Here is a 14,444-nt window from a genome sequence, read left to right on the forward strand (position 1 = left end):
TTATAGCCATATCAACCATGTTAAAGAGTATTATTGACTTTAGTCTCAAACAGAAATTTGTAGCGCTTTCCTTGGTAGTATTGATGGCAGCTGGGGGTGTTTTCTCTCTTTCTAATATCCCCATAAACTCCCAGCCCGATGTGACTCCAACGCAGGTGCTCGTCATTACCAAGGCCGGACAGTATTCGCCCTATGATGTGGAGCGGCTGGTAAGTTATCCGATCGAAACTTCAATGAGTGGACTTCCGAATGTGAAGGAGGTACGTTCTATTTCACAATTCGGACTGTCGGCGGTAACAGTTCTGTTCGAAGAGGGAACGGATATCTATTTTGCCCGACAGCAGGTAAGTCAGCAGGTGCAGAGTATTTCTGAGGAACTACCAGAAGGCGTTTCTACACCCAACTTGGGACCGATATCAACGGCCATGGGGGAAATTGTGCAGTATGTTGTTCGCGGTGAAAATCGCTCACTTACCGAGCTTCGTACCATTCAGGACTGGCTGATTGCCCCCCAGCTTAAAACAGTGGATGGGGTCACTGAAATTAATTCATTCGGCGGCTTTGTTAAGCAGTTCGAAGTGGCCGTCAATCCTGATAAGCTCCGGAACTTTGGGATTGGACTGAAAGACTTAACTGAGGCCATTAAAAATAATAACAGCGTATCGGGCGGTAACTATCTTGAGCATAACCGGGAGCAGTATATTATTCGCGGTTTCGGACAGATTTCGGACACTAAGAATATTGAAAATATTATTGTGAAGCGTACTGAAGATCGTCCGGTCTATGTCAAGGATGTGGCAGAAATTAGTATTGGAAGACAGCTGCGGCAAGGAGCGGTAACCAAGGATGGAAACGGAGAAGTTGTAACTGGTATAGCTATGATGCTTCGGGGCGCTAACGGACGTGAAGTAATTCAAAAGATGGATAAGAAGATAGCAGAGGTAAATAAAAGTCTGCCCGAAGGGGTAACTATTAAAAAATTCTATGATCAGTCCGATCTCATCGATCGTACAACTGATACTATCGTCACGAACTTAGTAGAAGGTGGCTTTTTTGTAATTGCTGTGCTGCTACTGTTGCTGGGCGAAATTACAGGAGCGATTATTGTAGCTGCAGTAATCCCATTGTCGATGCTGTTTGCCTTCATCGGTATGGACCAGCTCGGGCTGGCAGCCAACCTGATGAGTTTGGGTGCCATTGACTTTGGGATGGTTGTAGATGGATCCGTGGTGATGGTGGAGAATATTGTAGAGAAATTGAACAGTGATAAATCTGATAAGTCAAAACTCGTTATCATCAGGGAGGCGGCTCACGAGGTGGCCCGACCTATTTTCTTTGGCGTGTTAATTATTCTAATGGTGTATGTGCCGGTAATGACGTTCTCCGGCATGGAGGGCATTTTGTATCGTCCCATGGCTATTACGGTCGGTGCGGCGGTTTTTGGATCGCTTATTTTAGCACTTGTATATATACCGGCTATTTCGGCCCTGGTATTCCGTAATGGTGTTAAAACGCGCAAAAATTATGTTATTAACTGGCTAAAACCCCGCTACGAAAAATTCCTTGAAAAGAGCCTGGATAAAAAAGCGATAACGATTGGTTCAGCGGTAGTGATTTTTGGAATATCGATGGCCCTTATGCCGTTTTTGGGTACGCAGTTTTTACCCGAACTTGATGAAGGTTCCATCCTAATTGAACAGGTGCGCATGCCCTCGGTAACGCTCGATGAATCCGTGGATAACGCCAACTGGCTGGCCGGAAAAATAACCAAGAATATTCCTGAGATAAAAACGGTCGTCCCCAAAACGGGACGCTCCGATTTGGCCAACGACTGGATGGGGGTTCATCAGACGGATGTCTGGGTGATGTTGCATCCCCGTGATCAATGGCGCGAAGGCATGAGCAAGCAAGACATTATCGATCAGATAAGGCCCTACTTGGAAACGGAGCCTGGCTTGTCGTACAACTTTACCCAGCCTATTGCCATGCGAGTGGACGAGTTGACCAGCGGGGTGAAGTCCGACATTGCAGTCAAGGTGTTTGGCGAAGAGCTGGACACGCTGAATGCAGTGGGGCGTCGGATATCCGGCATCTTGAATGAGCTAGAGGGTACGGAAAACTTTCTGTTGGAGCAAAGTAGTGGACAACCCTACTACAACATTGAAATTGATCGCGAAGCAGTGGCCTCGTATGGACTTAACGTAAATGAGGTTCAGAATGTCATTGAAACCGGCATTGGGGGTAGTGAGGCCGGACAGATTTTTGAAGGTCAACGTCGATTTGATATCAATGTCCGACTGCCCGCAAACTTGAGGAGTGATTTCCAAGACATCATGGAGGTGCCACTGCAACTACCAGGCGGCGGTTATATTCCGTTGAAAGAGGTTGCAAATATTTATGCCGAGGAAGGACCACGACAGATTTCGCGGGAGAACGGCTGGCGGCGTGCTATTCTTGGAATCAACATTTCTGGCATTGATGTAGGAAGTTATGTGGCTAATCTGCGCGAAGCTATCAATAAAAAAGTAGATGTGCCGCCCGGCTATTTTCTACAGTATGGAGGTTCATTCGAAGATCAAGAGCGGGCAATGAACCACCTATTGATAGTAGTACCCATTTCGCTGTTGATCATTATTGGATTGCTCTACATGATGTTTGGCAAGTTTCGCTTTACTATGCTGATATTCCTAAATCTCCCGCTAGCCCTGTCCGGGGGTATCTTCATACTATGGATGCGGGGACTGTATTTGTCTGTGTCGGCCAGTATCGGTTTTGTAGCCTTGTTTGGAGTAGCAGTACTCAATGGGATTGTGCTGGTTGCTCATCTCAACGATCTGCGCAAAGAGGGGGAAGATTTAAAAACAGCCGTCATCAAAGGTGCCAGTGATCGATTAAGGCCGGTTCTGATGACAGCCCTGGTGGCCAGTCTTGGATTCATACCAATGGCCTTCAACGTGGGGCCCGGTTCAGAAGTCCAGCGGCCACTGGCCTCGGTGGTGATAGGCGGATTAATTACAGCAACATTACTCACCTTGCTGGTCTTACCCACTATCTATCACTGGATGGAGAAAGGCAAAGAACTGGTTACCGAAGATGAAGCATTCTAACCATAAATAACGAGAGGTATCTGTCATGAATGACGCATATTTACACTTGGTCATAAATCACTTCCCCATTTTTAGTATGCTCTTTGGCGTACTTATTTTGGGCTGGGGACTGTGGAAAAAGAAGGATTCAATTCAAAGAATTGCGATGGTATTGTTTGTCCTTGGTGCCATCACCAGCTACATAGCTGTTGAAACAGGAGAAGGAGCCGAAGAAGTTCTGGAAGAGTACGCGACTTCGATATCCCATGATGCGATCCACGATCATGAGGAGGCAGCAGAAATTGCGATGTGGTTTTCGCTGGTCACAGGTGGACTGTCTCTAGTAGGTCTGTTTGGGGCGAACTATAATATTCGTTACAAAAATGTACTGATGGGTGTTTTGTTAGTTGCTGCCTTAACTGCAGTAAGTAGCCTGCTATATACAGCCTACGAAGGAGGGAAAATTCGTCATCCTGAAGCACATAACACCATTAAAGTTGAAAAGTCAGTTGAAGACTCAGGAACTAGCAGTTGATAAGGTGTTTCACCACAGGTTAACATTATTAAATTTTCAACTTATACCTGCAATTTCTTACAAAAGAGGAGGGAAAAAACACTACATTAAATTTCAAAATATTAGTCTATAAACAACCACGTCTCATACTGGTCTTGGATCAGAAGACTGAAAATTCTCACAAAACTTTCGGAACCCTCGTACATATCAAACTCATCAGCTGTTAACATTCAGCTGATGAGTTTTTCTATATAGAACCTTCTTACATACCTGCTTAATAAGCCTACAAGTCAACAACAAAAAGACAAAAACCAAAGATTCAATCAGTTGCCTCCACCAACACTCATTGATTACTTACCGGATGCATCATCCGGGGCTAACTTGTGATAAACTCGTAGTTACATATATTATCAAATAACAGGTAGCTTCATCAAGTATAGGATCAAAATATATAATGGCATGGATAGCCTTAAAAAACGACTTGGCAGTCAGTGGGGAAATACTGCCATAATATCGGTTTTTATAGTATTCGCTCTGTTTATCATTGTAGGAACACATTATGGAACCAAAACACTCTCTGCTGTCCGGGCGTATGTAGGCGCTGAAGGCCAATGGACAAAAGCTCAAAAAGAAGCAACGACATTGCTTATCCGATACAATGATAATGAGCAACCGAAATTATATGAACAGTTCCAGCAAGAGCTGGAATTGCATAAAGCATTTAAAAGAAGTCGTCAAACGCTGACCTCACAAGCTCCGAATTACGATTTGGCATTCAGGGGATTTGAAACCGCTGATATCCATTCCGATGATATTAAACTGTTGATATGGCTTGCTCAATTCCATGCTAATATCTCATATCTTCAAAAGGCTTTTGAGGTCTGGAAACAGGGAGACCGGCACATTGCAAAATTAGACACCTTGGGGCGTACCTTGCACGAAACCATACAAGAAGAACCTACTAATCATGAAAGGAGAACTCAGTTAATTCAGGATATTTATGAATTGGATCAAACGCTAACCAAGCTGGAAAACTCCTTTTCAGCAAACATGGCAGAAGGGGCCCGGGAAATTCGGAGTGTACTTTTCTGGTCTATTGCGGGACTGGGAATAATTATCATTCTTACAGGTTATATCATAATGCGCAACCTATTTAGCAATATAAATATCCTGAACCAAGAATTGGTAGAAAGCGAAACCAAATTCCGCAGTGTCCTTCAAAACTCCCGGGACGTTGTTTACCAAATAGACTTTGACTCGGGTAACTATGAGTATATGAGTCCTGCCGTTAAAGATATGCTTGGCTATTCACCGGATCAGATATTGGAGCAGGGGACTGAATTTGTATTGGATCGCATCCATCCGGAAGACCTTAAAAGGATGGACCAAGAAATTGAGGAGATGAAAGGCAAGGGGGTTGAAAATCATTTCGCCGGAGAAACAGAGTTTCGCATCAAAACAAAAGATGGTAACTATATCTGGGTTAATAATAAACGATCGCTGGTTAAAGACGATAATGGTAATCCTACTGCAATCGTCGGTACCGTTCGGGATATATCGACCCGCAAAAAACATGAGGTGCAAACACAAAAATCCCTTGAAGAAAAACAAACATTATTAGAAGAAGTTCACCACCGTGTAAAAAATAACCTCGGGGTTGTGTTGAGTCTGCTTGAGTTACAGAAAAAAGAAGCCGATAATGAATTAAAATCCCTTCTTCAGGAAACCCAGTCCCGGATCCATTCTATTGGCATGATCCATGAAAAGTTATATCAAACAGAAACGCTTTCTGATATAGACATCAAGGAATACATCGAAGATTTTGCCAACATGATTGCAAGCTCTTTTAATTCAGAACAAAAAGACATTACCATTACCAAAGATGTTCAAAGCTTTAATCTAGAGACAACCAAAGCCGTGCCAGTTGGACTTATACTAAACGAGTTGCTCAATAATGCTTATCAACATGGATTTTCGGACACTAAATCCGGAGAGTTGCGTATTACCTTTAAAAAAGAAGATGAAGAAATCCTATTCCGTGTCGCTGATAACGGCAGGGGACTACCCGACGGGTTTAGTCTTTCAAACCAACAGTCCCTGGGCATGACACTAATCCAAAGACTAACCAAGCAGTTGAAAGGAGAGTTAGAGGTATTTTCGGAAGATGAATGGACGATCTTTCAAGTTACTTTCCCATAAGTGATAAATACGGGCCATTTTCTTTTTTCTATATTTCTTACATATTAAGTTAGGTAAAAAGGTTTTGTTATTTGTCTAGAAAGACCTATCAAAAGTTAAGCCTCGAGTGTTAAATCAATTGCTATCGATCTAACTTTATTTAAAGCCCATATTTTAAAAGGTGGCCATGGATAATCATATCTCCCATACCGAACACGAAGAGGAAAGAGTTAGGGAACTGCTGCGATACAATATCCTTGATACTCCTGACGAAAAAGAGTTTGACGACCTCACCAAGATGGCCGCCTATCTTTGCGATGTTAAATATGCTCACATTAATTTTCTGGATCACAAGCGGCAGTGGACAAAATCCTGTCACGGGTGGGACGTAAGAGAAATGCCCCGGGATGAAAGCATCTGTAACCATACCATCCAGCGGGATAAATATATGGTTGTCAATGACCTAAGCGAGGACCCTCACTTTAAGGATATGGACTATGTAAAAGATAAGAGTATCCGATTTTATGCCGGTGTTATATTAAAAAATAATGGGTATAAGCTGGGAACCTTATGCGTTTTTGGACCGGAACCCAAACAGCTTTCCGATAATCAGTTGGAATCATTACAAATTCTGGGAAATGAAGTAGAGGCTCAGCTGGAGCTTCGTCTCAAAAGGGAAGAACTGATTGAGGAACATAAACGATTGAAAAAGAGTGCAATATTTCTTCAGAATTCGACGGACATCAGAATGATCCTGGATCCGGAGACATTACGTATTCTCGAAGTCAATAAAGAGGTAGAAGAACTGCTCGGCTACGAGACCGGAGAGATCCAAGATACTACCTTGGCTAATCACCTCCGACAGGAAAAATTCATAACCGAGCTTAAGGAATGGGCCAACAACAAATCAGCACAACAGTTTTCCTCAGAAACGATTATTAGCACTCGGGCAAATGATCCCTTATGGTTCCAGTTAACTGTTACCGAAGAATCGAATCGATATTATGTAACCGGGCGCAATATCAGCCGACGCAAACAATCTGAGCAGCGCTTCCGCAAACAGGCAAAGCTTACCGAAAACATTATCCAAAACCTTCCCGGCATTTTCTTCATCATGAACAAAGAGGGTCGTATTAAAAGATGGAATAATAATTTGGTTGACGTTACAAACCGCGGGCCCGAAGAAACCCAAAACTTGCCCTATACAAACTTTATCGCTCCCAAACATCACGATAAAGCCGAAAAAGCATTGCATAAAGTTTTTGAAGATGGACATATCCGTACTGAACTCGACTTCTTGTCCAAAGATCAGAAGGTTACTCCCATTCTTTTAGTCGGATTCCGTTATCAGACTAATGACAATACCTATGTCACAGGTATAGGTATTGATATCAGTGATAAAAAACAGGCCCTTGAAGAGCTGGAGCAAAAAGAGCAAAAACTGAAAGAAGCTCTGCGTATCGGTAAAATAGGTGGGTGGACCTGGGAAATACCTGATGATGAGCTCATTTGGTCAGATGAAGTTTACCACATTTTGGGGCTTGATAAAGAGGAAACGAAACCCACTGTCGAATTATACTTTGACCTATTGCCGGAAAGTGAGGTTGAAAGGTTAGAAAAACTTGTGGAAGGAATAAGAGAAGGCAGAGGCATGAAAGATATTGAGCACCAAATGCTGAAATCGGATGGCTCAGTTATTTATGTTCACCAGCGCGGTGAAACACATTATGACAGTGAGGGAAATGCGATTCGGGTTGACGGCATTTTACAGGACGTAACGGCTCGCAAAAAAAATGAAGAAAAAATAAAAAAAGCTCTCAAGGAGAAGGAAGTCCTGTTATCCGAGGTGCATCACCGAGTTAAAAATAACCTCGCAATTATTAACAGCCTGTTGCAGCTCGAAATGTTTAATATTGAGAATGGAAAACTTAAAGACATCCTTTCCAAAAGCCAGATGCGTATCCACTCAATGGCTCTTATCCACGAGACACTGTACTCTTGGGAAAGTTTCGCAAATATTTCATTCGGAAGTTATATTAAAAAACTGACCACCTCACTATGCGATACCTTCCCGGAAAAGTCACAAAATGTAGATATTAATTTGCATACAGATGATGTAAGCCTCAATATCAACCAGGCAATACCCTGTGCATTGGTGATTAATGAACTTGTCACCAATTCATTTAACCATGCATTCCCCGATTCTGAAACCGGAACTGTATCAATTGATTTACAAGGAAACGATCACGCCATTGACTTGACGATATCCGATAATGGGATTGGGTTTGACGTTCCGAATGCCTTGGACAATACCAATACACTGGGACTCACTCTCGTAAAAAAGCTTATCAGTCAAATCGATGGGGACGTTGACATCAATGCCCAAAACGGCACCTCCTTTCATATCACTTTTACCAAAACACAATCCGGCGGATCCAGTGCCAGTTATTTTCCATAGAAAATGGAACTGCAATTATATCACCCTAAATAACATTATGTAGAACAATAACCTTTAGTTAAGTTACAATTTATGGCACATAACGTTGTTGAAAGAAATAATGTTACCATTATCGGAGAAGGTGAAATACCAATAGTATTTGCCCATGGCTTTGGGTGTGATCAAAACATGTGGCGTTTTATTACACCGGCATTAAAAGAGAATTTTAAAATTATTCTCTTCGATTATGTGGGTTCCGGTAATTCTGACATCAGCGCTTATAAAACTAATCGTTATTGCAGCCTCGAGGGGTATGTACAGGATGTTTTAGATATTATTCATGCCTTGGACCTTGATGAAGTTATATTTGTGGGACATTCGGTAAGCTCCATAATTGGTGCACTAGCATCTATTGAAGAACCCCAAAAATTTGAACATCTGATTATGATTGGTCCTTCTCCATGCTATTTAAATGATCCGCCTGAATATTTTGGGGGGTTTGATCGTAGTACTATTGAAGAGCTGCTGCAACTCATGGAAAAAAATTATATCGGCTGGGCGGAATTTTTCGCTCCTGAAATGATGAAGAATGAAGACAAACCTGAATTAACTGAGGAACTCGAGGAAAGTTTTTGCTCTACCGATCCAGTTATCGCTCATCAATTCGCCAAAACCACTTTTCTTGCTGATAACCGTGAAGATCTATCCGAAATAGAGGTACCGGTACTTATCATACAGTGCGAAGATGATTCCATAGCCCCGCTCCACGTTGGAAAATACGTGCATGCCCAAATTAACGAAAGCACCTTTGAGGTGCTTCCGACCAACGGCCACTGTCCACATATGACAGACCCTGAATTAACCATTGAGGCCATCGATAATTATCTGGAACCAAACTTAGCTACATCATGAGCCCTGTTAAAAATCAAATACCTTGTGGCTATCTGGAATTTAATGATGAAGGAACATTAACGCAGGTAAACAACCGGCTTTGTAGTATTTTAGGCTACAATAATAAGCAATTAGCCAATAACCATATCGAGACTATCCTTTCATCAGGTGCTGAAATTTTTTATCAGACCCACCTGTTTCCCATGTTAAAAATGGAAAAGCAGGCAAATGAAATTTACTTAACCTTGCAATCAAAGGAGGGGAAACATATACCGGTGTTGATCAATGCCGATAGAACAGTAGAAAATAATGAGGCTATAAATCGCTGTATTGTTGTACAAATGGAGCGCCGCTCGGAATACGAAGACCGAATTTTGTATGACAAAATGAAAGCTCAAAAAAAGAGTGACAAAAAGGAAAAACTACTGTCAATGATGTCGCATGAATTACGTAGTCCTTTAAACGCCATTCTCGGGATGGTCGATCTGCTATCCGAGGAGATAAATGGTGAAGCCCAGAGTGATGAACGCAAGTATCTGGGCCTTATTAAAAACGCAGGGAAAGATCTGGCACGACTGGCGGATGACATTCTGAATTTTGCCAAGCTTGAATCGGGCTATTTTGAGGTAAACAAAGAAGTGGTACTCCTTGAAGAAGTGCTCATGAACTCGGTTATGATGACTATGCCTGATGCTGATGACAAAGGCATTGAACTAATCAGAAGTGAGAAAACTGAGCTTAAACTCTTGGCCGACAAAGACCGGCTCAAACAGGTAATCATAAACTTGTTAACGAATGCGGTCAAATACACTGAGCAAGGAGGTAAAGTTACCTTATCTACAGACAAAGAGGAGCAGTTTGCTAAAATACAAGTGAAAGATACCGGCATTGGAATCCCTTCTGACAAAATTGATCACATATTCCAGCCTTTTAACCAAATGGATAACAATAATTCAGGCTCAAGTGAAAGTGGATTTGGGCTGGGACTCCCAATCAGTAAAAAACTGGTTAATTTTATGGAAGGGGAGCTGACGGTGAGTAGTAAAGAAGGTGAAGGATCTATTTTTTCTGTCAAGATTCCACTGGCAGAAAATTAACGTATGTGAAATACCCTATGAAGTTATGCCTGCGTTATTGTTTAATATGAAAACTACCCGTCCGTTTAACATGCCAAGGCCACGTCCTGAACAGGATAACAAAAAAGAATAAAATGACGAACCGGTAAGTCCTGTCTACGGATATGGCGGTTATCTTATAAAAGATTATGCCACTCAACAAGTTACTGGAAAGGTACATCAAAGATTGACTCGTAAACAATTTAATCTAGGTATCAGGATTGTCAACCCTTGGCATAAGTAATCTTATCGAAAATGTTGTACCTTGGCTTTCGTTGCTCTCCGCTACGATATCGCCGTTTTGTTTTTCTACAAGTTGTCGAATATGATCCAGTCCTATACCAAAACTTTCTTCATCTGCAGTTCCTTTGGATTTTTCTAGGCGTTGCCCATTATTGAACGCTTGTTTTTGATCAGCGGACATACCTTTACCACTATCTTCAACACTAACATTCAAAATCTGCTTTTCCTCTTCCATCTTACGACTAAAATCAACCGTGATAGTTCCACCTTCTGGAGTAAATTTCATGGCATTCCCAACCAAATTTCCGATAATCTGAGCCAAGGTCACAGAAAAGTCATGGGGAACACTTAACTCTTTATTAATGGAGCTTTTCACAGAAAAGTCATGTCCCTTTTGTTGGGCCAATGGACTATATAGTCGTTTAATTTTTTCAAATACTTGGGAAAGCGAGGTTTGGGTAAGGTTCTTTTCGCTGCCATCTTCGGCCAAGGCGGTATGTAACACCCCGTCAATTTCTTCAATAATGGCTTGTGCAGAATCCTTGATTTGCAATACGTCTTCCTCCAGACCCTCATCATGATCTCCATTTCCAAGTAAGAGATCAGCCATGCCAATAATACCGCTAATTGGACCTCGTACATCGTGATTCAGGTTCCGCAAGCTATCCTTAAGTTCATCTAATTGTTCCGATAGCTGGAAAAATCTGCTTTCTCGTTCAATATGATCGACAACAAATTGCCCGAGGTTCCCCAACATTTGTTTTTGCTCGATGCTGATTTGCTTTGGTTCCATATCCAACACGCAGATAGACCCGATATTATATCCGTCAGAGGTCGTTAGTTGTACGCCGCAATAGTAACGGAAATGGGGTTCCTCAGTAACGTAAATTCTATTTTGATATCGCTCGTTTTTACTAAGGTCGGGAATTTCATGGGTGAAATTTTGCTGGATCGTGTCCTCGCAAATACTTTTCTCACGAGGAATAGCTTTTAAGCTATCCTTGGTACGCGCGATCGTCCACTGAGCATGGCTGTCAATAATATTGATTTCGCAAACCGGAGATTCGGTAATAAATTTTGCCAGCTCGACAAATGGCTGCAATTTTTTCTTTTGCTTACCAAAATCAATACCCAACTTAGCCAATTCTTGTAACCGACGTATTTCTTCTTCCATAACCTAAAACTAAACTTTTTATATGTAAGAATAGGGCACTCTAATAGTTTAGCAAATTTATCACTACGGAAAACTACATTTTATGTGTTAATAAACTGCCAATCTATAGGTCTCTAATAACTTTATTTTTAAACTTGATTATAAAAGAAATTAGTTTAATGTCCAATGTTATAATGTTCAATATTAATAGTGTCTTGTGAAGCTAAGCTCCCAAGGGTGGCTCGTCCATACATTAATAAACCCTTGATTCGCAAAAAGGTTTTTTGTTAGAAATTAATTAGTCAAATCAAGGAAAGCTCATACAACCCGGTTAACAAAGTAGTTGGATATAACATTATTACCTATTTCATCCAAGCTATATCTTATCCGTACTCTTCTTTATTCGAGGACACATGCTTAGTTTAGCAGCTTGTGAAATTCCAAACTTATATTAGATTACTGCCAATTCCTTTCACTTCAGCCTTTGTAAATGCCAATCTAAATTCAGTACCATTTTTATTGTCGTATTTAATCTCTCCCTTCAATTGTTGCCCTAAAAGTTTGATAAGAGTTATTCCAATTGAGGATGTGGTCTCATCCATTATATCATCAGAGATACCGATCCCATTATCTTTTATCATCACCACTACCTTATCCCCATCTTCACGTACCTTAATATCAATTCCCGCTTTCTCTTGATGTCTAAAAGCATGTTTAAACGCGTTGGTAACCACTTCATTCACCAACAACGCGCAAGGAATAGCTTGATTTATATTCAAGGAAATTGAATCAGTATCAACGGTCACCGAAATTTCATCATCCTCATTATATACATCATCTATATTTTGAACTAACTGTTTAACATTTTTTCCAAAATTTAAATGCGACAGACTATCAGCCCCATAAAGCAATTCGTGAATATTGGCAATGGTGTGTATTCGCTGCCGGGCTACTTTAAGTGATTCCCGAAGTGCAGAATTTTTAGAATCCATGGCCTGCAGCTCCATCATACTCGTCACAATGGCCAAGTTATTTTTTACCCGGTGATGGATTTCGGCTAAAAGCGTTTCTTTTTCTCGGAGCGATTCCTCCAGCTGGTTTTGATAGGCAATCTGCTCACTATAATCCAAGGCCTCTACAAAGATCCCATAAACTTCTCCGTCTTCATCAAACAATGGGGCAAACAGAAGATTAAAGATATATTCTTGCTTTGAACCTTTGTTATCTTTGTCAATATATATCGGTTTCTCATGGCCTATATATGCCTCACCAGTCTCGTATACCCGTTTTAGCAGATTAATATAGCCCTGCTACTCGACTTCGGGTACAACTTCATCAACTCGTTTTCCTATAATATTTTCTTGTCCTACCACTTCCCGATACGCCTTATTGGCAATCACATAGCGCAGCTGCGGGCCTTCTATCATACATTTCGGTGAGGGCGCCTCCTCGAACATCTCTTTTAGTTTATCACGATCAGCCTCTGCCTTCTTGCGTTGAACCTGTTCCTGTTCTAACAGCAAGTTCAACCTCTCTTCCAGCTCTTTTTTCTCCGTTATATCTAATCCCGTACCAATGATGAATGTTTGATCATTAAGCTCCAGCCGCTCGGCATTAAAGTGGTAGATCGCAGTGTTTCCACCTGCCTTCTCTACGGTTATTTCAAATTCTCGGTATCCCTCTTCAAGAACGGCTTCAATTTCTTCCGGTACTTTTCCCTGATCGGCTTCATGAACAAAATCTGCGGGCGATCGACCAACTATTTTTTCTACTGGTACGCCAAATACTTCCGTTGCCCGGTCATTAAATTGGACCACTTTACCCTCTTTATTCAGAATGTAAAATAGCCCCGGCAGACTATTCAAGACAATATCGGTAAATTCCTTTTCTTTCCGCACGGCCTGTTCCTGTTGTTTCCGATCACTGATATCCCGAAATATTAAGCTGCTTCGCCTTTCCCCTGCAAAATTCACAAACACCGATGAGGTAAGTTCTACCGGTATTTTGTGCCCGTCCTTATGAATAAAGTTGAGTTCACCGATAAACCGTCCCGTTTCAGACCGCTGCTTTAAGGCCTCCTCCAACTTTTGATCTTTTGCTACAACCCCTTCGCGACCACACTCTGTAATTTCCTGCTCGGTCATTCCCAGTATCTCACAAGCTGCAGAGTTTGCCTGGAGGATCTCCCCGTTGGGATTGGTCAACATAATGCCCTCCAGGCTATGCTTGAACAGCATGTCATTATTTAGCTGGGTATTCAGCTCACTGGTAATATCTTTATACATTGCCAGTTGGTAGGTATGATCTTCCTCCTCAAAAGTCACCGGGTTTGTGATCACATGTACATAGATAAAGTCACCGTTCTTTTTCTGCTGTTTCCATACCCCTTCATCGCCCAACCTATCATGATCCATCTGTTCTAGATGCTTTTTAAGTTTTGGAACCTCCTCTTCAGGACGTAAATCAAATAACGTAAAGGAGAGCATCTCTTCTCTATTATATCCGTACAGGCGAACCATTGATTGATTCACATCCTTTATCGAGTAATCGCGGGGATCGTAAATCCACATGGGGATGGGATTATTACTAAAAAACTGGTCAAAATGTTTGATTTCCATAAGTCCACCACCTCTTTAAAGTCAGTATCTTTTCACTTAATCCTTTTAATATTTCGATGAAAGGATTAGATACGGTAGAATAAAATGTTATGATCGGGCTTGTTTCATCCTCAGGAACATCTCGTTTTGATTACGGAGCATAAGGATATGAACTAGATCCCTCTCCTAGATCCATTGAGCCCGCAACTCATAAAGATTTACGGACTTTT

The 14,444-nt window shown here is 41.5% G+C and carries 9 protein-coding genes; 6 read left to right on the forward strand and 3 right to left on the reverse strand.

What is annotated here, in order from left to right; translation table 11 throughout:
• Positions 1-17: 17 nt before the first annotated feature.
• The 6 genes from LX73_RS06465 to LX73_RS06490 all read left to right on the forward strand — a co-directional run bounded on the left by LX73_RS06465 (position 18) and on the right by LX73_RS06490 (position 10,203).
• Positions 18-3,107, forward strand: a complete 3,090-nt coding sequence (locus LX73_RS06465; protein ID WP_148898671.1) for an efflux RND transporter permease subunit — start codon at positions 18-20, stop codon at positions 3,105-3,107.
• Positions 3,108-3,132: 25 nt separating this feature from the next.
• On the forward strand, positions 3,133-3,621 hold the full coding sequence (locus LX73_RS06470; RefSeq protein ID WP_148898672.1) for a hypothetical protein: 489 nt from the start codon (positions 3,133-3,135) through the stop codon (positions 3,619-3,621).
• 438 nt (positions 3,622-4,059) lie between these two features.
• A complete protein-coding gene (locus LX73_RS06475) occupies positions 4,060-5,799 on the forward strand; it encodes a sensor histidine kinase (protein WP_148898673.1) in 1,740 nt (579 codons plus the stop codon).
• A 166-nt stretch (positions 5,800-5,965) separates the two neighbouring features.
• Positions 5,966-8,236, forward strand: coding sequence for a histidine kinase dimerization/phosphoacceptor domain -containing protein (locus tag LX73_RS06480; RefSeq protein ID WP_148898674.1), 2,271 nt, complete (start codon positions 5,966-5,968; stop codon positions 8,234-8,236).
• A 72-nt stretch (positions 8,237-8,308) separates the two neighbouring features.
• The gene (locus LX73_RS06485; protein ID WP_148898675.1) at positions 8,309-9,127 is read left to right on the forward strand and encodes an alpha/beta fold hydrolase; all 819 of its coding nucleotides are present in this window, start codon (positions 8,309-8,311) and stop codon (positions 9,125-9,127) included.
• Positions 9,124-10,203 (forward strand): PAS domain-containing sensor histidine kinase, encoded by a 1,080-nt coding sequence (locus tag LX73_RS06490; RefSeq protein ID WP_148898676.1) that lies wholly within the window; start codon positions 9,124-9,126, stop codon positions 10,201-10,203. The genes LX73_RS06485 and LX73_RS06490 overlap by 4 nt, the downstream gene beginning before the upstream one ends.
• Before the next feature lie 226 nt (positions 10,204-10,429).
• Here the strand turns inward: LX73_RS06490 and LX73_RS06495 are convergent, their stop codons facing one another.
• From LX73_RS06495 to LX73_RS06505, 3 genes are all read right to left on the reverse strand, one after another.
• Complete coding sequence (locus LX73_RS06495) at positions 10,430-11,638, reverse strand: GAF domain-containing sensor histidine kinase (RefSeq protein WP_148898677.1); 1,209 nt, start codon at positions 11,636-11,638, stop codon at positions 10,430-10,432.
• Between the two features lie 425 nt (positions 11,639-12,063).
• The gene (locus tag LX73_RS06500; RefSeq protein WP_148898678.1) at positions 12,064-12,792 is read right to left on the reverse strand and encodes a sensor histidine kinase; all 729 of its coding nucleotides are present in this window, start codon (positions 12,790-12,792) and stop codon (positions 12,064-12,066) included.
• Positions 12,793-12,927: 135 nt separating this feature from the next.
• A complete protein-coding gene (locus tag LX73_RS06505; RefSeq protein WP_148898679.1) occupies positions 12,928-14,235 on the reverse strand; it encodes a PAS domain-containing protein in 1,308 nt (435 codons plus the stop codon).
• Positions 14,236-14,444: the final 209 nt, after the last annotated feature.

This window comes from Fodinibius salinus (assembly GCF_008124865.1).
Taxonomy (GTDB): Bacteria; Bacteroidota; Rhodothermia; order Balneolales; family Balneolaceae; genus Fodinibius; species Fodinibius salinus.

Excerpts from the sequence above, each read along its gene's own strand:
- LX73_RS06465 (WP_148898671.1), top strand. The coding sequence starts at position 18 with ATGTTAAAGAGTATTATTGACTTTAGTCTCAAACAGAAATTTGTAGCG.
- LX73_RS06470 (WP_148898672.1), top strand. The coding sequence starts at position 3,133 with ATGAATGACGCATATTTACACTTGGTCATAAATCACTTCCCCATTTTT.
- LX73_RS06475 (WP_148898673.1), top strand. The coding sequence starts at position 4,060 with ATGGATAGCCTTAAAAAACGACTTGGCAGTCAGTGGGGAAATACTGCC.
- LX73_RS06480 (WP_148898674.1), top strand. The coding sequence starts at position 5,966 with ATGGATAATCATATCTCCCATACCGAACACGAAGAGGAAAGAGTTAGG.
- LX73_RS06485 (WP_148898675.1), top strand. The coding sequence starts at position 8,309 with ATGGCACATAACGTTGTTGAAAGAAATAATGTTACCATTATCGGAGAA.
- LX73_RS06490 (WP_148898676.1), top strand. The coding sequence starts at position 9,124 with ATGAGCCCTGTTAAAAATCAAATACCTTGTGGCTATCTGGAATTTAAT.
- LX73_RS06495 (WP_148898677.1), bottom strand. The coding sequence starts at position 11,638 with ATGGAAGAAGAAATACGTCGGTTACAAGAATTGGCTAAGTTGGGTATT.
- LX73_RS06505 (WP_148898679.1), bottom strand. The coding sequence starts at position 14,235 with ATGGAAATCAAACATTTTGACCAGTTTTTTAGTAATAATCCCATCCCC.